At 62.6% G+C, this 21,765-nt stretch carries 17 protein-coding genes and 1 tRNA gene; 2 read left to right on the forward strand and 16 right to left on the reverse strand.

All coding sequences use genetic code 11. The features are described from left to right. Positions 1 to 22 precede the first annotated feature (22 nt). From ABWP89_RS00480 to ABWP89_RS00510, 7 genes are all read right to left on the reverse strand, one after another. Entirely contained in the window at positions 23 to 1,198 is a 1,176-nt protein-coding gene (locus ABWP89_RS00480; RefSeq protein WP_353226469.1) for an iron-containing alcohol dehydrogenase, read from the reverse strand. Positions 1,199 to 1,714: 516 nt separating this feature from the next. Continuing rightward, positions 1,715 to 2,110, reverse strand: a complete 396-nt coding sequence (locus tag ABWP89_RS00485; RefSeq protein ID WP_353226470.1) for a PepSY domain-containing protein — start codon at positions 2,108 to 2,110, stop codon at positions 1,715 to 1,717. Then, positions 2,110 to 2,598, reverse strand: coding sequence for a hypothetical protein (locus ABWP89_RS00490; RefSeq protein WP_353226471.1), 489 nt, complete (start codon positions 2,596 to 2,598; stop codon positions 2,110 to 2,112). The genes ABWP89_RS00485 and ABWP89_RS00490 overlap by 1 nt, the downstream gene beginning before the upstream one ends. Beyond that, positions 2,595 to 4,298, reverse strand: coding sequence for a tannase/feruloyl esterase family alpha/beta hydrolase (locus ABWP89_RS00495; RefSeq protein WP_353226472.1), 1,704 nt, complete (start codon positions 4,296 to 4,298; stop codon positions 2,595 to 2,597). The genes ABWP89_RS00490 and ABWP89_RS00495 overlap by 4 nt, the downstream gene beginning before the upstream one ends. Positions 4,299 to 4,344: 46 nt before the next feature. Next, a complete protein-coding gene (locus ABWP89_RS00500; RefSeq protein ID WP_353226473.1) occupies positions 4,345 to 5,289 on the reverse strand; it encodes an alpha/beta hydrolase fold domain-containing protein in 945 nt (314 codons plus the stop codon). Next, entirely contained in the window at positions 5,286 to 6,491 is a 1,206-nt protein-coding gene (locus tag ABWP89_RS00505) for an MFS transporter (RefSeq protein ID WP_353226474.1), read from the reverse strand. The genes ABWP89_RS00500 and ABWP89_RS00505 overlap by 4 nt, the downstream gene beginning before the upstream one ends. A 79-nt stretch (positions 6,492 to 6,570) precedes the next feature. Further along, on the reverse strand, positions 6,571 to 8,928 hold the full coding sequence (locus tag ABWP89_RS00510) for a TonB-dependent receptor (protein ID WP_353226475.1): 2,358 nt from the start codon (positions 8,926 to 8,928) through the stop codon (positions 6,571 to 6,573). Between the two features lie 237 nt (positions 8,929 to 9,165). Here ABWP89_RS00510 and ABWP89_RS00515 point away from each other — a divergent pair, with 237 nt between their 5' ends. Further along, positions 9,166 to 9,759, forward strand: a complete 594-nt coding sequence (locus ABWP89_RS00515; protein WP_353226476.1) for a response regulator — start codon at positions 9,166 to 9,168, stop codon at positions 9,757 to 9,759. Here ABWP89_RS00515 and ABWP89_RS00520 read toward each other — a convergent pair. The 9 genes from ABWP89_RS00520 to ABWP89_RS00560 all read right to left on the reverse strand — a co-directional run bounded on the left by ABWP89_RS00520 (position 9,723) and on the right by ABWP89_RS00560 (position 20,700). Then, positions 9,723 to 13,157, reverse strand: coding sequence for a hybrid sensor histidine kinase/response regulator (locus ABWP89_RS00520; protein ID WP_353226477.1), 3,435 nt, complete (start codon positions 13,155 to 13,157; stop codon positions 9,723 to 9,725). The two genes, ABWP89_RS00515 and ABWP89_RS00520, sit on opposite strands and share 37 nt — an antisense overlap. A gap of 723 nt (positions 13,158 to 13,880) precedes the next feature. Then, positions 13,881 to 13,954 (reverse strand) — tRNA-Gly (locus tag ABWP89_RS00525). A gap of 169 nt (positions 13,955 to 14,123) precedes the next feature. Continuing rightward, on the reverse strand, positions 14,124 to 14,828 hold the full coding sequence (locus tag ABWP89_RS00530; protein WP_353226478.1) for an HAD-IA family hydrolase: 705 nt from the start codon (positions 14,826 to 14,828) through the stop codon (positions 14,124 to 14,126). A gap of 17 nt (positions 14,829 to 14,845) precedes the next feature. Next, the gene (gene cbbX, locus ABWP89_RS00535) at positions 14,846 to 15,733 is read right to left on the reverse strand and encodes a CbbX protein (RefSeq protein ID WP_353226479.1); all 888 of its coding nucleotides are present in this window, start codon (positions 15,731 to 15,733) and stop codon (positions 14,846 to 14,848) included. Positions 15,734 to 15,746: 13 nt separating this feature from the next. Continuing rightward, positions 15,747 to 16,172, reverse strand: coding sequence for a ribulose bisphosphate carboxylase small subunit (locus ABWP89_RS00540; protein WP_353226480.1), 426 nt, complete (start codon positions 16,170 to 16,172; stop codon positions 15,747 to 15,749). Between the two features lie 12 nt (positions 16,173 to 16,184). Then, the gene (locus tag ABWP89_RS00545) at positions 16,185 to 17,639 is read right to left on the reverse strand and encodes a ribulose-bisphosphate carboxylase large subunit (RefSeq protein WP_353226481.1); all 1,455 of its coding nucleotides are present in this window, start codon (positions 17,637 to 17,639) and stop codon (positions 16,185 to 16,187) included. A 17-nt stretch (positions 17,640 to 17,656) separates the two neighbouring features. Then, complete coding sequence (gene fba / locus ABWP89_RS00550) at positions 17,657 to 18,736, reverse strand: class II fructose-bisphosphate aldolase (RefSeq protein WP_353226482.1); 1,080 nt, start codon at positions 18,734 to 18,736, stop codon at positions 17,657 to 17,659. A gap of 36 nt (positions 18,737 to 18,772) precedes the next feature. After that, complete coding sequence (locus ABWP89_RS00555) at positions 18,773 to 19,645, reverse strand: phosphoribulokinase (RefSeq protein ID WP_353226483.1); 873 nt, start codon at positions 19,643 to 19,645, stop codon at positions 18,773 to 18,775. Between the two features lie 5 nt (positions 19,646 to 19,650). Next, the gene (locus ABWP89_RS00560) at positions 19,651 to 20,700 is read right to left on the reverse strand and encodes a class 1 fructose-bisphosphatase (RefSeq protein ID WP_353226484.1); all 1,050 of its coding nucleotides are present in this window, start codon (positions 20,698 to 20,700) and stop codon (positions 19,651 to 19,653) included. Between the two features lie 121 nt (positions 20,701 to 20,821). Between ABWP89_RS00560 and ABWP89_RS00565 the strand changes: the two genes are divergently transcribed. Further along, positions 20,822 to 21,763, forward strand: coding sequence for a LysR family transcriptional regulator (locus ABWP89_RS00565; protein WP_353226485.1), 942 nt, complete (start codon positions 20,822 to 20,824; stop codon positions 21,761 to 21,763). Positions 21,764 to 21,765: the final 2 nt, after the last annotated feature.

Here is a 21,765-nt window from a genome sequence, read left to right on the forward strand (position 1 = left end):
ATGCGCGTCGGCTGGTCTTGCGTCAGCCCAGCGCGGTGCGCAAGATGGCCATGACATCGTCGGCGCAGGTGATCGGGCGCGGGTTGGTCCGCCCCCAGATATCTTCCAGCGTATATTCGGCAATCTGCTGCAATTGCGCCTCGCCCACGCCCACCTCTTTCAGCGATCGCGGCATGCCCAGCCCGCGGATCAACCCGTCCAGCAGTTCCGACGCCGGGCGTGACGCATCGCCCAGGCAGGCGCTGATCCGCGTTTGGCGATCGGCATTCACGACCAGGTTATAGGCCTGCACGAACGGCGACATCACGCACGAGGTGTAGCCATGCGGCACATCGCATGTGCCGCCCAGCGTATGGCCGATGGCATGGCTGGCGCCCATCGGCACCCCGGCAATGATCGGGATCATCGATTGCCACGCGCCAACCTGGCATTTCAGCCGGGCATCCAGGTTTGACGGGTCGGCCTTTACCTGTGGCAGCCCTTCGGCCAACAGCCGCAGCGCCGAATCCGCCAGGCCATCGGCAAAATAGTTCGACTGGAACGACGCCAGTGTTTCGGTGGCATGATCGACCGAACGCACCCCGGTCGACAGCCACAGCCATTCCGGCGTGTGCACGGTGATGGCGGGATCGAGCACCACCATCACCGGCACCATCAGCCGCTGGGTATAGGCCTGCTTCTGCTTGTTGCGCTGATCGGTGGCACCCGACAGCGGGTTGAATTCACCGCCCGACAGCGTGGTCGGCACGCACACGCAGCGGATATCCGGCGCGGCATACTGCGGGATCACCATGTTGCCGGCATCGTCCACGCGCACGCGGTAATCATCAAAGTCTTCAACCGTGGTGATATTGTGCTTCAGGCAGATCAGCATGATCTTGCCCGCGTCGGTGACCGAACCACCGCCCACCGTCACCACCAGATCGGCGTCCACCGCGCGCGCGGCCGCCGCCGCGGTCAACACGTCTTCGCGCGGGGCATGCGGTTGCACGCCATCATGCGTGGCCGCATGGCGCGCGCCCAGCGCCGCTTCGATCCGGCGGATTTCATCGGTGTTGCGGTTGAGATGGCTGCTGGCCAGAATGAACACCCGGCGCGCATCGTGTTGCGCGGCCAGGCCTGCCACTGCCTCTGCCGCCGGCACTCCGAGCGACACCGCCTCGGTTGCGGTCAACACCACTTGTGTACCCTGGGTCACGATATCTCTCCCGCCTGGACGCTACCGCCCTTATCTACCCAACGGTAGCACGGGCATTTTGCGGGTCAAGTTTTCTGCCCGAAATTGCCAGGGCCGCCACAGGACTGCAGTCAGCCGGCCTTCAGCCTGACAGTACGGATTTCTGCGGGCTTCAATGATGCTGGTGGATGCCGGTGGACGGCAAGGTGGTGAAGGGAAGCCAATCCATTAATCAACGCTATGAAATTTTTAAGATATTATCCATTTTGGCCAGTAGTGGCCCCCAATCTGGCCCCCGAATGGATCGGGTGTCTGTGGAAAACCTCGGATTGTGTGGAGCAGCCGTCTGAAACGGGTAATCGTTCAGAAATCGGCCGATCACCTTATGCCGTCATCGGAATATTTTGCCAGATAATGATCGAGATTCTCCTCAGAACGTGAATGAGCTGACATCAGCGCACTCATAGCAACTCGCGCAAAGCGGGTGCGCCAATTGATCGCATTGCCCCGGATCGCGTGATCCGGGGCGAGGGCGTGCTATTTCCAGAAAACACCCGACCGCCCGATGTGCTTTCGCCTGCGGAACATGTCGAAATACATCCACATGCCAGAGACTGAAAAGAACAGCATGGCCGCGCCAAGCAGTGCGGAAATCACTTTGCCGACCGGGCCGAAGTAATTGCCCGAGTGCAGGTCGATAATGAGGTGATAGAGGTCCGGGGGGCCGCCATGGTGTCCGGGAGGTCCGTTGTGATCACCTTCACCCAACGGCGGCCCCTGGAGCTTTGGTATACCGGGCGCTGCGCCAGGCGGTGGGCCTTCGTGGTGTTCGCCACCTGCCAGGCTTACGGCTTGGCCGACCAGACCGGTCGCCGCGACCCAGACCAGGAATACACCGGTAAAAATGACCAGCCAGCGATGCCATTTGCGCATCAATCGGTCTCCCTTTGTGGCCGCACATTGCGCACCACCAGCGCGAGCGGCACCGCGAAAAACAGATGCGACATCACGCCACCGATCATCACATTGGGATCAAGATAGTTCGGGTGTTCATGACCGGCGAGCGTAATCGCGGCATGCATCACCACCCACAACACCAACGCAAAGGGCAGCGCCAGCGTGGTCGCCTCCCACCCGCGCCGCGCGAACGGCGGCCAGATCGCGGCGAAGCCGATGCCCCACACCACGGCAAAACCGAAATGGGTCAACGTGCCAAGCACGCTCGCCCATATCCCCAGCCCCTGCTGGACAGTCTTACCAAACATCAGCCCCGTGGCATTGGCTGGGATCGCGGCGAGCGGCAGCAGGTGCTGCACGCCGGCCCAGACCACCGCCTCATAGACCCAGATACACGCCCCGCCGGCCAGACCGCCGGCCAATCCGGCCCGGACGATCCTGTGCAACGGGTAGTGTGCGATCATGGCCGCGCGCCAGCCCAGTCGCTGATCCCGTTCACCGGTGCCGGGGTCACCGCGCGAAAGCTGGCGGCGTCATCCACCGGGCCAGACCCTGCGTATTGTGCGATAGCAGGATAGGCAAAGACCGGGCGACTGCGCGGGCCAAGCTGCGCCAATTCGGCCGCGTGCGCGCGCATTCCGGCAATCATTTCCGGCGGTGGGCCATCGTGGGCACTGGCGGGACCGGGAGGAGGCCCCATCGGTTTCGGCGTGGTGCGATGCGCCACGAACACCGCCGGCGCGGTGCCGCCTTGGACCCATGCCATCAGCCCGGCCAGCAGCGGAAACGCGCTCGGTCCGTCGCCGCCGCCACAATGGCCCATGCCGGGCAGCAGGAACATGCGCACGAAACCGTCGCGCGTGGTGCTGCCCATCTTGCGGCCGACGCGTTCGTAATAGTCTATCGTGTTGAGCGGGCTGATGTGCGGGTCCGACCAGCCGTGATAGAGGATCAGCTTGCCCCCATGGCCGGCAAAAGCGCCCAGATCGGGATTGTCGGCGCTGTAGAGCGCGCGCGCGGGTTCTTCGCTGGCCAACATGTCCTCTGTGAACGGAAAGCTGGCGATGGTGTAGCTGCGGTTGGGCGTGAACAGCAGGTTGTTGATGGTATCGAGCGCCATGCCCTCGCTGCCGATCCGCCCGGTCTTTTCGCGCGGCACGAACACGCCGATCCATTCCATTTCACTGCCCGGCTGCAACGGCCCGACTTCGAGCCGTTTGCCGGATGGGCTGCGCGCGCCATCGTAAATCGCACGCACGGCGGCGATCTGCGGCGCGGTCAGGCATTCGCCGGGGCGATAGTCGCTCTTGCATGCCAGCACGACCGGATCGAAATGACAGGTGCGCGGGTCGGTAATCTGGCCATCGACCAGCCCGTCCGCCCCGTCGCAGGCGGCCAGCACGGCAGTATGAAGCGGCTTGATATCGATAGCGGACAGGATCGCATGGCCATCGGCGCCGGTGTTGACCCGGGCCAGCCAGCCATGGTGGAACGAATTCTGCACGGTGAAATTCAGCGCCGGCGCACCGGCGGCAATCCCGTCAAAGTCAGCGGGATACCGCTGCGCCGCGATCAGCGCCTCACGCCCGCCATCAGAACAGCCAGAAAAATAGGCATACCGCTGCGGCTGGCCATAAAAAGCCCTGATCAGCGCCTTGGCCGCCAAAGTGGTGGCATGGTTGCCGCGATACGCGAAATCGATGCGCTGAGCGGCATCTGCGCCCCAGCCGCCGCCCATGCCGTGATGGCCCATGTCATCGCTGGCCAGCACGATGCTGCCATCGGTCACGGGCGTACAGCCTTCGTCATTGTCGGTATGGATTTGCAGATTGCCGCACAGCCCGCCGCAGCCGGTCTGCAGGAACCGCTGCGTCCAGCCTGTCAGCGGCAGGCGGACTTCGAAATGGATGTCGCGCGCGATCGTGCCGGTCACCTGGCAATAGGAATGATCGCCGGCAACCTCGCTGGCCACTTGCGTGGTCGGGCTGCCGACCGCGCCCGACAGATCGACCGTCGCCAGACTGGCGCACGATACCACCGGGGAAACCGGCGCAAGCGCGGCAAGCGCGGCAAGCCCGGCTGCCGGACCGGTCTGCGCCAGCGCCGGACCAGAGCCAAGCGCACCCAGCAAACCCACAATCGCAATCAGCAGATGTTTCAGCATGGCTCATTCCGTTTCATGGTTCAGGGCTATCATCAGCGAATCGGGTTCACTTCGCGTGACCTGCGCCGGCAAACGCCTGTCGCAGAAAGGTCGTCATGATCGCGAGATTAGCGGGCGCATCAAACGCGCTGTCAGCATGGACGGCGCCTTCGCGAAACTGCAGCACGGCGCGGCCCGGTGCCACGGCATTGACCCGGTCGGCCAGGATGCGGCTTTGCAGCGGGGGTACAATGCAATCGGCGGTCCCATGCTGAAGCAGCAGCGGCGGCGTGGCGGCGCTGGCATAAGCCAGCGGGTTGGCCCTTGCCACAGTTGCCGGGATCGTGGTGATATGCGCGCCCAGATAGCGCGATTCCGGGCTGTCGGCGGCGTTATGCGTTTGCGCCGATGCCCCGCAACCGGCCACACCCAGTTGCGCATCCATCGCCAGAAAATCGGTCGGACCATACATCGACACCACCGCGCTGACATGATCATCGGCGCCGGGGGCAATGGCGGCGGGATCATTGAACAGTGCAACCCCCGGGCTCATGCCGGTCACCAGCGCGATGTTCGCCCCCGCCGATTGACCCCACAGCGCGACCCTGGCCGGATCGATACGGTACTCTGCCGCATTGGCCCTGACAAAGCGCAGCGCCGATTTCATGTCTTGCACTGCGGCGAGAAACTTCGCCTCTCCGCTCAGCCGGTAATCGATGCTGACCAGCGCGATGCCTGCCGCGTTGAACGCGGTGACAGCATTGCGCAATCCGCTGCCCATCCCGCGCTTGTCACCAAACGCAAAGGCGCCGCCATGGGCAAACAGCACCACCGGGAACGGCCCGGCCCCGTGCGGCACATAGATGTCGAGATGCTGGCTAGGCGAAGTGCGGCCATAGGCCACATCGGCAAAATCGGGTGCACGCGCCGCCTGCAGCCAGGACCAGCCCAGCGCCCCCAGCCCCGCCAGCAGCACCAGCGGCAAAACAATGCGAATGGTCCGCACGATCATGTCAACACGCCCTTGTTCAGCCGCACGGCCATCGCGGCACAGCCGGTGGCCAGCATCGGCACGCAGAATATTCCGAATACGATGACCAGCGGCAGCCCCGCGCTCATCGCCCATCCGCCAATCAACGGCCCGAGCAACGCGCCGATCCGGCCAATGCCCATCGCCCAGCCCAGCCCGGTGGCGCGCATTTCGGCGGGGTAGATGGCTGCAGCCAGCGGATAGTTGCCGTTGACGCCGCCCTGCAAGGTCACGCCGATGAAAAAACACACCCACAACAGCGGTGTCAGCCCCATGTGCACGCCGCCAAACACCACGAACAGCGCGCTGGCGATGGCCAGATTGGCAAACACCAGTTTGCGCAAATCGATGCGCATAGCGGCAAAGCTGATCAGGATCGTGCCGACGCAAGATCCGACCGAATAGATCGCGCTGGCAATGATCGCCTGGCCTTGCGGCAAACCCGCAGCGATGGCCAGTTTGGTGATCCAGCTGGCAATGAAATAGAGCGCCATGAACCCGCCCACGGTCGCCACCCACAGCAGAAGCGTATTGCGCCGCCGCCCGCCGCCGATCGTTTGCGCAATCGAGTGATGCGCACGCTGGGCCGTTTCTGGCGCCTCTGGCAGCAGAAACCAGCACACCGGAACCAGCAACAAAGTAAGATAGCCGGCAGTGGTAAACACCGCCGCCCAGCCATGCCCCGGCAGTGCCCAGGCCGTGGCAAAGCCGGCAATCGTCGCCCCGATCGGATAGCCCGCCTGCGGCACGCCCGTCGCGACATGGCGCCAGCGTTCGGGGGCAAAACCGGCCGACAGCGCGGTAATGCTGGCCAGCACCGTGCCGATGCCCAGCCCGACCAGCAGCCGGATTGCCGCCAGGCTCCAGATATCGGGCGCATGGGCGCTGGCAATCATCGCGCCGGCCATCAGCGCCAGCGCCAACAGGATTACCGGACGGCGCCCCAGCCGGTCGGCCAGCGGCGCCAGGAACAGCCCGCCCAGCCCCATGCCAACCAGGCCTGCGCTGAACACCACCGAAAAATGCGCGGCATCGGTGCCGAAATGCTGCTGCAGCACGGGCGCGACATAGGTCAGCGTGAAAATGTTCACCCCGTCGAACATGTTGAGCACGAAGCACAGCGCCATCACGGCGATGCCGCGTGCGTCGTAGGTCTCGTCTGGCAGAACCCGCTTGATATCCATTGCTCAGCCATCAAAACGATGGCCCGCCGTACGTGGGGCACGGCGGGCCATTCAGGGAGGGAACGGAAATGGGTTGTCTTTAGAACTTGGCGCCGAGCCGCACACCAAAGAAGCGCGGCGTGTTGACACCAAAGGAAACCGAATTCGGGATCGTTTCGGTTGTCGGCACAAAATTGCCGTTGGTGCCGCCATAGCCACCGGCATAATTGTTCGGCCCGCTGGTCTTTTGCAGTTTGTTTTCGATGTTTTCGACAAATGCCTGAACGGTAATGCGATCACCCGCGGTCGCATAGGTGATGCTGGCATCGCTGCGGGTGTACGAGCTTTGCTTGAACTGCACCACGTTTGACAAATCGCTGATCAGATAGCTGGAGCTGTATTTGATCAGACCGCGCAATTTGATTTTAGCACCATTACCGATTTCAAAGGCGTGATTGATCACGCCCGTCGCCGTGAATTCGGGGCTGCGGTCGATCGGCTGGCCCGCATACTGAAACTGCGACGTGCTGACCCGGCCCGTCAGGAGATCTCCGACCTTGGAATGGCCGACCGTGAAGTTGCCGCTGATGCTGGTGGTTGGCGCCACCTGATAGCTGAATTCGTTTTCCCAGCCATATATCTTGGACTTGCCGATCGCGGTGTAGAGCACGCCGGGGGGCGTTCCGCCTGGCCCGAAAAACACCAGCGAATTGAACTGCTGCTTGGAATAATCGTAATAATAGACATCGCTGCTGAAGGTCAGGCCGGGCAGCGGCTTGCCCTTGTAGCCGATTTCATACGCCGTCAGCGTTTCCGGGCCATACGGCGCGGTTGCACCGGTTTTGGGATCAAAGTCGTTGAAACCACCGGCCTTGAAACCGGTCGATACCGAAACAAACAGCAGGTCCCTGGGCGTGATCTGATAGTTCACGCCCACGCGCCAGGTGACTTTGCTGTCACTTTCGTTGCCGTTGTTGGGGTTGCCCACGCAGTCGTTGGGATAGTGGCAAGGCTGGCCGGCGGGATCGAGCCAATAGGTCGCCGGCGAAAAGGGTGAACCCAGCGCAGGATTGAAAAAGGGCACCGCAAAGGTCCCGACCCGCACAGTCTTGTCGTTGGAATAGCGAGCACCGGCCACAATCGCGAGTTCCGGCGAAACATGATACGTGCCTTGGGCAAAGAACCCATAGGATTTGTGGCTGGTGGTGTTCAACGGATCGATGCCGTTTTGCCAGGTCGCGGTATTGGCATAGCTTCCCACCGGCGCGTTCCAGTTGTGGTCGCTCTCGTGGGTCTTTTCAAAATAGTAGTTGGCCCCCACCACGTAATCGAACGCGCCCGGATTGACGTTGGAGAGCCGTGCCTCCATCTGCGTGGTGTTGAATACCGCCTGATAATCGGCAAGCGTGAAGGCCGAACTGCCGGGAAACACCGGGCTGGGCCCCGCGCCCGTGGACGTTACCAGCGGATTGCTGGTTCCGGTTGTCTGCGTGTGATCCTTGAAGTGCTGGTGGCTGCCCAGCAGGTCAAACTGTGTACCGCCGAATTTGACATTCAGCGTGCCCACGAAATTCTGGAAATTGGTATCGACAAAGGCCGGGACCGGATTGGCCGGAATGTTGAACTGGGCCGAGCCGCCGGCATTGAGCGAATCGAGCACTGCCGCGCCAGGGCCGGTGCCACCCTGATGGCCGATCGTGGCGATGCCCGTAAACGTCACATCATCCGAAGGCTTGATCAGGATCGAAAAACGACCGGTTTGATCGGACTGATCGTTCTTGGCCTTTTGCGAGCCCGGCGTGAACGTATAGCTGCTGGTGGGCGGTACCGCGTTGGTATCGATGATGCTGAAGCCCGTCGGTTTCAGATACCCGTCGCGGCTGTTGGCATTGCCGGCAATGCGAATGGCGATAGCGCTGCTGATCGGAATATTGATCGCCGCTTCACCGCGCACGGCATTGTAATTGCCATATTCGAACTTGCCGTAACCCTCGAGCTTGCCGATCACCGGCTTCCGGCTGATCACGTTGATCGCGCCGCCGGTGGACGAACGTCCATAGAGCGTGCCTTGCGGCCCGCGCAGCACTTCGACCCGTTCGATATCGAAATACGACAATCCCTGTTCCTGGCCCCGACCGACAAACGCGCCATCAACGTTGTAGGCAATGCCAAGCTCGCCCTTGCTGGTCTGGTCGGTCGAAGTGATGCCGCGAATGCTGATATTGGTTCCGAAACCGCCAGTGCCAATGTTCAGACCGGGCACCAGGTTTTGCAGATCGATCACGCTGTTGACGCCAACGGTTTTCAGATCGCCACCACCGATCACCGACAAGGCCGCCGGCACCTTCAGCGACGATTCAGCCTTTTTCATCGCGGTCACAATGATTTCGCCGGTACCGGCATCAGCTGGCGGGCTGACGGCAGACGTCGCAGCCTGCGCATACGCTATGGCAGGCATCAGAAGCGCCAATACCGAGCTCGCGCTCAAGGCACGCAGCCGCATTGCGGTGTTCGAATTCAGCATGATTTCCCCCTTCATCATCCATCCCGGATGGTCCGGTTTTGACCGGCTCTCGCATCCAATACCTTCGGCCACCGGCAAAAGCGCCTAGACGTACGTCGAGCCGGGGCGGCTTGCCCACATCTCCCGGTACGGTATGGTTCGCCCGGTGCGAAAAACTGGAAATGGCAGGGGATGATGCGGGTTCTGCTGGTCGATGATCATCCGCTGTTTCGGCAGGCTTTGGCGGCAACGGTCAGCCAGATCGGCGTCAATGTGCAAATCGAACAATGCGATACACTGGCTGCGCTGCGCGAACGTCTAACCGACATTCCAGCGGCGGCGCTTGTGCTGCTTGATCTCAACCTGCCCGACAGCGCCGGGATTGGCGGGCTGCTAGCCATAAAGGCGCATTACCCGCGGCTCGCCGTGGCGATTGTTTCGGCGATCGACGATGCCGAAACCGTGGCGACCGCGCAGGCCTGCGGCGCGGCGGGATTTATCTCCAAGGCGGCGGGGATTGAAGAACTCTCAGCCGCCGTGCTCGCCCTGATCGGCGGCGAGACCTGGTTTCCCGAGGCCGATCCCGACGAGGCCCGCAACGGTCTGACACACACGCAGGCGCGCATCATGGATGGTGTGCACCGGGGCCTGATGAACAAGCAGATTGCCTATGAGCTTGGCCTGTCCGAAGCCACGGTCAAATATCACCTGACCGGCCTGTTCCGCAAAATGGGCGTGCAGACCCGCGCTCAATTGTTGGCGCTGGCGCGCGATCGATCGGCCTGATCGGGGCGTGTCAGCGAAAGGGCCGCCTCTGCCAGTACGGCACGCAGGGCCAGCGGCGCGACGGGTTTGTTGAACAGGCCGATCCCTTCTGTCGCCAGAGATTCTGCCCAGTCTTCTTCGCTGGTTGCGGTCACCAACAACCGCAATTTTGCACGCCCCGCCAATGCGCGCAGCGCAGCAAGGCCATCGCTGCCGCCAAGATGATAGTCAGCAAGTGCAACATCCCATATCCCGTCGGGCACGCCCTCAGCACTTTCAGCGGGGGTCACCATGCCGCCCCACCGCTCGATCAGCGCAGTGGTTCCCAAAAGTACATCGGCTTCATCATCGATGCAGAGCACGCGGAGCCCCGCCAGATCGACCGACGGACTGATCAGGCGCGGGCGCTGCGCAACCGACGGGGTGCTGCCGACAATCACGCAAAACGTGCTGCCCGCCCCGGGCCGCGAACGCACCGTTAGCGGGTGATCGAGCATCTGCGCGATCCGCGCCACGATCGATAGCCCCAGACCAGCACCTTCGGCCAGACGGCGGCCCTCGGGCAGCCGGCTGTATTCACCGAACGCCGCCGGCAGTTTATCGGGCGCGATGCCGACACCGCTGTCGCGCACTTCAATCCGGACGCATTCACCCATCGGGCGCACCGCCATAACTACCCGTCCGCTCGGGGTGTAGCGCAAGGCATTGACCAAAAGGTTTTGCAACATGGACCGCAGCAGATCGCGATCGCTCAGCACCCATGCTTTGGTTGGCAACACGATCAGTTCCAGCCCGCGTGAAACAGCCTGCCCGATAAATTCCTGTCCGAGCGACGCCAGCAAAGCGCCCACATCGACCGACTCCATACGCGGTTTAAGCGCGCCGGTTTCAAGTTGCGACAGGTTGAGCAGCGCGCGCAAAAGGCGGTGCGCGCCCTCCACTGCCTGATCGGCGCGTTCGAGCAGACCAACTTGCCCCGGATCCGCCTCTGCCCCGACCAGGGCATTGCCGATAAACAGGCGTGCAGCGTGAAGCGGCTGGACCAGATCGTGGCTGGCGGCAGCGACAAATCGCTTTTGCGCGCCGGTGGCTTGCTCGGCCAGATGCCGCGCCGCCGTGAGTTCGGCGGTGCGTTCGCTGACCAGAGCTTCAAGTTCCTCATTGCTGCGCGCCAGCACCTGTGCCGCGGCCTTGGCATCGGTGACATCGGCCAAAGTGATGAGATAGTCGGTCTGACCGAGCAACCGGCCTGCTACCTGTAATGTACGCCCGTCGACATTGCCGTGAATTTCATCGAGCAACGGCCGGCCCGATCCGATCGCATCCAGCCTGCTGGCCAGATGTGCGCGAAGCCCGGCATGTTGCGCCGTGCTGCCAATCAACGCGGATAACGACTTGCCGATATGCACATCGCTTTGCCCCAGACCCATCAGTTGCAGCCAGCGCGTATTCCAGGCGACCAGTTGCAGATCGCTGTCAACCACGCTGACCCCTTGCGCCAGACTGTCGAGCGTGGTCTGCAGCAACTCGCGGCTGAAATGCACGGCATGACCTGCCTCATCGAGGATGCGGCTGATATCGCCTGCATCCTGGCTGTCTGCGGCCAGTGCGATCGCTACCACATTGCGCGCCGATGGCGCCCCGATCACGCCTGCGAGCAGACGTTCGGCTGAACGGGCCAACGTCGGGCTGACCGGCGCGGATTCGGACAGTTCACCGGCGCGGGTCGAAATGCGGTAGTCGAGCAGTGCCTTGTCGGCCTCTGCCGCTCCCAGGAACTGTGCCAGCAAGTGCCGTAGATCGCCAATCGTCGCGCTGATTCGGCGTGATGCTGCCAGCGGCGTCGGCGCGGCACTCGCGACAAAAGTATTGGCCTGAATCGTGTCAATCAGCCGCGCCTGAGAACGCCAGGAAACCAGGACGAACAACGCGGTGTTGATGGCAAGGCTGGCCAGCACCGCGCCATACGGCATGAACCGACCAGTGTTGGGCCACAGCCCGTTGATGCCCGCTCCACCCCCGCCGCGTGCAAAGATCAGATCGGGGCCTGCCAATGTGAGTGCCCACACCGCCATACCCGCCACGATCCCGGCAATCGCGCCCCGCGCGTGCCCGCGCCGCCAATAGATTCCGCCAAGCAGCGCCGGGCTGAGCTGGGCAAAGGCCGTCAGCGCCGTCAGGCCAAGCTGCATCGTGCCTTCAAGTTCGCGGATACCAAGAAAATAGAGCCACGCCAGCAAGGCAATGCACAAAGTCGTCACGCGCCGGATTGTCAGGATGGCGCGGCCAAGATCGGCCCCTGGCGTGCCTGTACGCATCCACCTGCCGAACAGCGGCAGCACGATCTCGTTCGATACCATCGCGGCAATCGCGGTTGTTTCGACGATCACCATCCCGCCCCCCGCCGAGAGACCCCCAATCAAGGCCGCCATCGCCAGTAGCGGCCCGCCCCGATGCATCGGCACTGCCAGCACTTGCAGATGGGTTTCGACATCCGCCGCCCCGAAACCGGCGCGAATAGCGGTGGCGATGACCAGCGTGGCCACCACCCAACAGCCGAAATAGACTGGCACCGCCAGCGCTGCGACGCGGATGTCGGACACATCCTCAAGCGTCACAAAGCCAAGATGAAACTGGCGCGGCAGAGTAAAGGCAGTGACTGTGCAAAGCAGGATCAGCGTCAGGAACGACAGATCAAGGTCCCTGTCCACTGGTGGAACCGCCTGAATTGCTGCACTGGGCAGCCCGGGCAAACGCATTAACAGCACCCCGCACAGCACTGCCACGCCAAGCAAACCCGCCAGTTTGACACAAGATTCGAGCGCAATGATGCCGACAAAGCCGCGGCTGTGCTGAGTCAAGCTCGGCCGACGCGCGCCAAACACGATAGCCACACCGACCAGCACGAGCATCATGGCCAACGCTGTACCGGCGCCCGCCGTGCCGCTGGCGATTGCCGCAGGCCCCCGTACTGTGCCGCCGATCGAAAAATTCCAGGCGCTGGTCAGCACTTTCAACTGTAACGCCAGATAAGGCAGCGCACCCAGACTGGAAACGCATGTAGCCAGAATGCCCAGCGCCCGGCTCTTGCCATAGCGCGCTGCCAGAAAGTCGGCGAGCGACCCGACATTTTCCTGCTTTGACAGCACCGCGATCCGGCGCCAGACGGGATACAACAGGGTAACCGCCAGGATCGGCCCCATGGCGTTGGCCGCAAACAGCCAGCTGCCCTGGCTGGCATCGCCAACCCCGCCAAAATAGGTCCACGCCGAACACAGCGTGGCCAGCGATAGTCCATAGCGAAGCCCGCGCCAGCGCGGCGACGCCTTGCCACCACGCCGTTCCGCCCGCCAGCCGACATGGATCAGCAGCGCCAGATAGACAGTGACCGATGCCAGAATGAGCGTTGGACCGAGCATCGCGCAAGGCTAGGCGATTAATACAAGGATGTCAGCAGCCACCCGGCGTAACCGGATCATCGGCTGATTTTCGGATCAGGCAAGGCAATGGACGAGGCCCGGTTCCCGGCTCAATTGCCTCTCGACCGGTCCGCCGCAGCGGGCCACGGCAATCCCTCGATCCGGATTGCTTGCGGGCACCCGCTGGGTCCCTGCCGGACCGGCAGCAGCCCTCCGTTCCACTTTCTGCATTCCCCCAACAGTACTCCCCCGATCAAGGGATAACCGAAGATCGCGATGACCGCCTGCGCTACTGCCCGGCCGCTAGAGCGCGATATGAAAAGCGCGCGTCCGGCCAGCAGCGCTATCCTCGGAACCCACAACCACGTGCTGGGCACGATCTCAACCAAACCGGCAAACTGGTCCGTATGCTATGCGCAGTTGCGAATTAGCCGGGTTTGCGGATCAGGGCTTGGCCATCTGTATCACGGACGGGCGCGGAGCCTCCCGTCAGGCCCAACGGACGGATGACGCCTAGCCTGAGCCACCCGGCAAGCCGCTTGCGGCGCGACGGCGCGGACCTGTCCGCGGGTACGCCACCAGGCTCCGCTTAAAGCGGCTGGAGCGGGTAAAGGGAATCGAACCAACCAGCGGAGCGGCTTGCCGCGAAGCGCCACAAAACACTCGAGGGGTTCCATGCCGATGGGCAAAACCCATCGCAAGTGCCAAACCTCGCAGAAAAACTGGAGCGGGTGAAGGGAATCGAACCCTCGTCGTAAGCTTGGGAAGCTTCTGCTCTACCATTGAGCTACACCCGCAAACCGTTGTGCAATCAGGGTTTCCTGATCTGGCTTGCGATTGGTTTTCAGGGGGGTTTGCACCATTCCCGCAACGCAGCCGGCAACTGCCACAGCTGCATGACTTTGGTCAATGGATGTTTTGCGATTGTTGGCTGTGGTTATCGGCGCAGGGCTGTTGCTGGTCCCTTCATCCTGCCAGCGTGGCCAGACGCGCCACGGTTACCGGGTCGCCAGCGCCATCATCGTCCAGCGTGTCGCACACCAGCGCGGCGCCGGTGAAGTCATGCGCGGCGGTATAGTGCGATCGCGTGATCACCGTGGCGATGCCGCAGGCGCGCGCGGCAGTGAGGCCGGCGTGTGAATCCTCGATCGCCACACACGCAGCCGGTTGCAACGACAGGTTGGCCAGGACCTGCCGATACACCGCCGGATCGGGCTTTTTGGCGGACACATCCTCACCCGTGACCATGGCCGCAAACCAGCCCGCCGCGCCGGGTGCGAACGTATGATCCAGCAGGGCGATCAGGTTGGCGCGGCTGGTGGTGGTGGCGATGGCCATGGTCACGCGGCTGTCGCGGCATGCCTGCATCAGGCGGGTGACGCCCGGACGCGGCGCGATCGCGCCGGCGGCCACGGATTGTGCGTAAAGCGCGTTTTTGCGCCGGTGCAGCGCCTCCACCGCCGCTGGATCAGCGGGCAGGCCCAATTCCATCCTGTACCGCGCGATCCGTTCGCGACCACCCGTGGTGGTCAGCAGCGCGGCATAGTCGCGGTCTGACCAGTGCCAGGGCTGGCCCGCCTCCGCAAAGGCCTGGTTGAACGCGCGGCGGTGCGCCTGTTCGGTTTCGGCAAGCGTGCCATCAACGTCGAAAATGATTGCGCGCAAGGCCATGGTGGCAGACCGGTGTGTCAGGCGGACGGTTCGGCCGGATCGGCAAAGACCCGGCTGGCGCGAATATCCTCAGCCTCGATCGTAGACAGCTGGTCGGCGGTCACCACGCCATCATCGCGGTCGAACAGCCGCACCGCCTGGCGCAGCCGCGCCCGGTCCAGCGCATTGCGGATCGACCGGGCATTGGCGAAATGCGGCTGAGACCGCCGCCGCGCGACATAATCGCCCAGCGCGACTTGCGCGCCCGTGGACAGCCGATAGCCCATCTGCCCCAGCAGCGTACCGGCGATCGTCACCAGTTCACCATCATCATAATCGGGAAAATCGATGTGATGCGCGATGCGGCTGCGAAAACCCGGGTTGCTGGAAAAAAACGTGTCCATACGATCGGCATAACCGGCCAGGATCACCACCAGATCATCACGCTGGTTTTCCATGATCTGCAACAGGATTTCGATCGCTTCCTGCCCGTAATCGCGTTCGTTTTCCGGGCGGTACAGATAATAGGCCTCATCGATGAACAGCACGCCGCCCATCGCCTTTTTCAGCACGTCGCGCGTCTTTGGCGCGGTATGGCCGATATATTGCCCGACCAGATCATCGCGCGTGACCGACACCAGATGCCCGCGCCGGACATAGCCCAATTTGTGCAGGATGCCCGCCATGCGCAGCGCGACGGTGGTCTTGCCGGTGCCGGGGTTGCCGGTAAAGCTCATGTGCAGGGTGGGCGGTTCAGTCGCCAGCCCCAGCGTTTGCCGGGCGCGATCGACCAGCAGCAGCGCAGCAATTTCGCGGATGCGGCGCTTGACCGGCGCCAGCCCGACCAGATCGCGGTCAAGCTGCGCCAGTTCCGCATCCAGGCCGCTGCTGGCAAAATCGCGTTTCAGGTCGATCGCACCGGACATATCAGCATCCATATCAGCCGGAATACCGTTCACCTTCCGGCTTCATCGCCGAATAGGCGCGGGTGGTATAGGCAATCTGGCGGCCATTGCGTTCCTGCCGTTCCAGCGCAAAGCCGGGTTCATTCGCCGGCCGATCGGTGATGAACGACAGCCGCAGCGATTCCCAGCCATAGCTGCTGTCGAACGCCGACATCCGGATATAGTTCGATCCGGCATGGGCCTTGCGGCATTCGGCCAGCGCCAGCATCACGCCAGCCGCATCGGGCACATCGAACATCGGGATGCCCCACATTTCCCAATAGGTGTTCCGCGGGTGCGGGTCGTCGGTATATTCGATGTTCACGGCCCAGCCGTGATCCAGGCAATATTGCACCTGGGCGATGATCTGCTCGTCGGTCAGATCGGGCAGGAACGAAAATGTCCCCTGGGTGATACGCATGGCGGATATCCTTCAGGCAGCGGTCGGGGTGGGGACGAAATCGGCGGTGTCGGTGCTGGCATAATTGAACGACACATCTTTCCAGGTGTCGATCGCGGCGCGCAGCGGCCCGCACCAGCGCGCGGCGGCGGCCAGGATGTCGGGACCTTCGGCCAGATAGTCGCGGCCTTCGTTGCGGGCCTGGATCATCGCTTCGAGCGCGACGCGGTTGGCGGTGGCGCCGGCCTGAATGCCCTGCGGATGGCCGATCGTACCGCCGCCGAACTGCAGCACCACGTCTTCGCCCAGATAGTGGATCAGCTGGTGCATCTGGCCCGCATGGATGCCGCCTGATGCCACCGGCATGACCTTGTTGAGCGAAGCCCAGTCCTGATCAAAGAACAGCCCGTGTTCCAGGTTCATCGGCGTGCGCCCTTCGCGCAGGGTGTCATAGAACCCGGCGATCATCAGCGGGTCGCCCTCCAGCTTGCCCACCACGGTGCCGGCATGGATGTGATCGACCCCGGCCATGCGCATCCATTTGCAGATCACGCGGAAATTCATGCCGTGGTTTTTCTGGCGCGAATAGGTCGAATTGCCGGCGCGGTGCAGGTGCAGCATCATGTCGTTGCGGCGCGCCCATTTGGCCATCGACTGGATCGCGGTATAGCCGATGACCAGGTCGATCATGATGATGCATGACCCCAGTTCCTTGGCAAATTCGGCGCGTTCGTACATTTCCTCCATCGTCCCGGCGGTGACGTTGAGGTAGTGGCCCTTGACCTCACCGGTCGCGGCCTGCGCCTTGTTGACCGCCTCCATCACATAGAGGAACCGGTCGCGCCAGTGCATGAACGGCTGCGAATTGATGTTTTCGTCATCCTTGACGAAATCCAGCCCGCCCTTCAGCGCTTCATACACCACGCGGCCATAATTGCGGCCCGACAGGCCCAGCTTTGGCTTGGTGGTCGCGCCCAGCAGCGGCCGGCCGAATTTGTCCAGCCGTTCGCGTTCGACCACGATGCCGGTCGCCGGCCCCTGAAAGGTTTTGAGATAGGCGACCGGGATGCGCATGTCTTCCAGTCGCAGCGCCTTCAACGCCTTGAACCCGAACACATTGCCGATGATCGATGCGGTCAGGTTGGCGATCGATCCGCCTTCGAACAGATCGAGGTCATAGGCGATCCACGCAAAGAACTGCCCCGGGGTGCCCGGCACCGGATCAACGCGATAGGCCTTGGCGCGATAGAGTTCGCACGCGGTCAGCCGGTCGGTCCACACCACGGTCCACGTCGCGGTAGAGCTTTCGCCGGCTACCGCGGCGGCGGCCTCTACCTCATCCACGCCGTCCTGCGGGCTGATGCGGAACAGCGCGATGACATCGGTATCCTTGGGCACGTAATCCGGTTCCCAATAGCCCATCTTGGCATATTCCATCACGCCCGCGGCGTAACGCTGTTTGGGGTCGATCATCGGTTCCATGGTCATGGCGGTGGCTCCTGATTTCAAGCGGCGGCAAGAATGGCGGGCTGCGAATCCAGCGCGCCCGATGCGTAACGTTTCGCCATGTCGGCGATCGGGATGACTTTGATGGCGGCGGCGTGGCCGGCGGTGCCAAACGCCTCGAACCGGGCGCGGCAGATCGCCGCCATCGCATCCATCGATGGTTTCAGGAATTTGCGCGGGTCGAATTCGGCCGGCTGGGTCACCGCAATCCGGCGAAATTCGGCCGCGGCGGCCAGGCGCAGATCGGTATCGATGTTGACCTTGCGCACGCCCATTTTGATGCCCTTGACGATCTCCTCCACCGGCACGCCATAGGTTTCGCGCATTTCGCCGCCGTATTTGTTGAACAGGTCCTGCCATTCTTCGGGCACCGACGATGACCCGTGCATGACGATATGGGTATTGGGCAGCCGCGCGTGGATGCGTTCGATCACGTCCATCGCCAGGATATCACCGGTCGGCTTGCGGCTGAATTTGTACGCGCCGTGGCTGGTGCCCAGCGCGATCGCCAGCGCATCGACTTTGGTCAGCGCCACAAACCGTTCCGCCTCTTCCGGGTCGGTCAGCAGCATGGCGTGGTCAAGCGCGCCTTCGAAACCGTGGCCATCCTCGGCCTCACCCTGGCCGGTTTCCAGGCTGCCCAGGCACCCCAGTTCGCCCTCTACCGATGCGCCGACCATGTGCGCCAGCCGCGCAACCTCTGCCGTGATGCCGGCGTTATAGGCAAAATCGGCGGGGGTCTTGGCGTCTTCGCGCAACGATCCATCCATCATCACGCTGGTGAAACCGTGCTGGATCGCGCTCATGCAGGTGGCGACATTGTTGCCGTGATCCTGATGGATGCAGATCGGGATGGCGGGAAACATGGCCTCCAGCGCCTCCATCATCTTGGCCAGCATGATGTCGCCGGCATAGCTGCGCGCGCCGCGGCTGGCCTGCAGGATTACCGGCGCGTCGCAGGCCTGCGCCGCCTGCATGATCGCCAGGCCCTGTTCCATATTGTTGATGTTGAACGCGGGCACGCCGTAATCATGCTCCGCCGCATGGTCGAGCAATTGTCGCAGGGTGATCCGGGCCATTGGACTGTCCTCATCCTCAAACAAAACAATATGAAATTACATCAATCGCTTCTTGCGCTCGATCAGCTGCAGGATCAGCGGGGTGAGGATCAGCTGCATCGCCAGGTCCAGCTTGTTGCCCGGCATCACGATCGAATTGGGCCGCGACATGAACGATTGCGGCACCATCGACAGCAGATAGGGAAAATCGATCCCGCGCGGATTGGCAAAGCGGATCACCAGCATCGATTCATCGGGGGTGGGAATCCACCGCGCCACAAACGGATTGGACGTGTCGACAATCGGCACTCGTTGAAAATTGATGTCGGTCAGCGAAAACTGCGGGGTGATAAACCGCACGTAATCGGGCATCCGGCGCAGGATGGTATCCATCACCGCCTCTGCCGAATAGCCGCGAGTGGCGCGGTCGCGGTGGATTTTCTGGATCCATTCCAGATTGATGACCGGGACCACCCCGATCTTCAGATCGGCATGCCGCGCCACATTGACCGTGTCGGTCACCACGCAGCCATGCAGCCCTTCGTAAAACAGCACATCGCACGGATCGAAATCGACCCACGGGGTGAAATTGCCCGCGGCCATGTTGTGCTGCGTGGCCTCTGCCTCATCGTGGATATAGGTGCGCGTCTGGCCGGTCCCGGTTTCGCCGAATTGCGCAAACACCGCCTCCAGCCGTTCCAGTTCATTGGCGTCGGCATGGAAATGGGTGAAGTTGGGATTGCCCAGCCGCTGTTCTTCGGCGACTTTGGCGGCCATGTCGGCGCGGTTGTAGCGGTGGAACGCGTCACCTTCGATATAGGCGGCCTCGACCCGTTCGCGCCGGAAAATCTGTTCGAAGATCCGTTTGACCGAGGTTGTCCCCGCGCCCGAAGATCCGGTGATCGAAATGATGGGATGGCGTGCAGACATCGGCGTCAGGCCCGGAACAGGCCGCGCTTGCCAAACAGTGGCGCGCGGTCAGCCATTTCGCCAGGCAGGGCGTTGTATCGCCCGATCCGCGCGACTTCGTTGGCAGAACCAAACACCAGCGGCGTGCGCTGGTGCAGCTCTTTGGCGGCAATATCCAGGATCGGCTGGGTGCAATCGGTGGCCGTACCCCCGGCCTGAACCACCAGCATGGCAATCGGGTGCGCCTCATACACCAGCCGCAGCCGGCCCTGGGCATAGCCGCGCCGGCGATCACCGGGATACAGAAACACCCCGCCGCGCACCAGGATACGGTGCGCCTCTGCCACCAGCGATGCGATCCAGCGCATGTTGAATTCACCCTCTCGCGGGCCGTGCCCGCCTTTGATGCAATCGTCGAAATACAACCGGATGCCTTCGTCCCAATGCCGATGATTGGACGCGTTGATGGCGAATTCGCGGGTCTTTGGGGAAATGGCGACGCCGGGCATCACGCAATGGAATCCATCCCGCGCAGGCGAATAGACAAACACATGTGTCCCTGCCCCCAGCGTGATCACCAACGCGGTCTGTGGCCCGTAAATCAGGTAACCGGCGGCAATCTGGTCGTGCCCTGGGCCCAGAAAACTGCCCAGCGGGTCTGCCACCGGGTCGCCGATGATCGGCCGGATCGAAAAGATCGTGCCGATCGGCACGTTGGTATCGATGTTGGAAGACCCATCGAGCGGATCGATCGCGAGCGCCAGCGGCCGATCGACACCGATCAGCACCGGATCGGCCAGTTCTTCCGACGCATAGAGCCCCACCGGTGAATTGGCCGCCGCTGCCAGAAACAGTTCATCGGTCAGCAGGTCAAGCCCGCGCTGGCTGTCACCGTCGCTGTTGGTCGCCCCCACTTTATCCGCCAGCGCACCGCCGAACGCGCCTTCGGCAATCGTGCGGGCGATGGTTATGCCGGTTTGTGCCAGCAGTGCGATTGTCGCAGCAACCTCATGCGCATGGCGTGCGCCAGAGGCTGCATGACGTGCGAGATGCGCGTCAAGACCACGCTCGGTCATTCCACTCTCCCCACCGTCGCCGTCATCAGCGCTCTGTGGGATCAGAAAAGCCACTACGAGGACATTTGGTAAAGTTCATTAAGTTGACATTCGAAATAAAATTAATTTACTTTGCTGAATGATGCACATCACGCTCCGACAGTTTCACGCGGTGCTGGCGGTCAACCGGCTGGGCAAGATCAACCTGGCCGCGCGCGAACTCGGGCTGACCCCGTCGGCGGTTACGTTGCAGATTCAGCAGGTTGAGGCAGAGCTGAAGTCTGCGCTGTTTGACCGCACGCGCGACGGGTTTCGCGCCACCGCTGCCGGCCTGGCAGTGGTGGCGGCGGCACAGGCGATCGACGCGCGGATGAACCAGCTGGCCGATGATCTGACCGGTCTTCGCGAATCCGGGCGGGGAATCCTGCGGTTTGGCGCGGTTTCGACGGCAAAATATTTCGCGCCCGCGTTGACGGCGGCGTTCATGGCCGAATTTCCGGGGATCGAGGTATCGTTGCGCATTGGCAATCGCGCGGCGATCAGCGCCGATCTGGCCGAACGCAATGTCGATGTCGCACTGATGGGCCGCCCCCCGTGGCAGGTCGCGGTGCAATCGTTTCTGCTGGGCGAACACCCGCTGGTGATCATCGCCGCACCGGGCCATGCCCTGGCCACGGCACAGCGCATTTCGAAATGGCGGATTGCGCAGGAAACCTTTCTGGTGCGCGAACACGGTTCGGGCACGCGCAGTTCGCTGGAACTGTTCTTTGCCGATATCCCCGGACGCACCGACCGGCTGGGCCCCGAATTCGGATCAAACGAATCGATCAAACAGGCGGTGATGGCCAATCTGGGCGTCGCGTTCATTTCGGCGCACACCATCGCGACCGAGGTCGAACTGGGCCGGCTGGTCATCCTGGATGTGATCGATACACCGGTACGGCGCCAATGGTTTGCCGTGAACCTGCTGGACCGCACCCCATCGCCGGCGGCGCTGGCGTTCCGGGATTTCATCGTTCGTCGCGGCGCCGAATTCCTGCCGACGGTGGCACGGATGGAACAGCCCTTGATCACGCCAGCGTGATG

The organism is Novosphingobium sp. (assembly GCF_040398825.1).
Lineage (GTDB): Bacteria > Pseudomonadota > Alphaproteobacteria > Sphingomonadales > Sphingomonadaceae > Novosphingobium.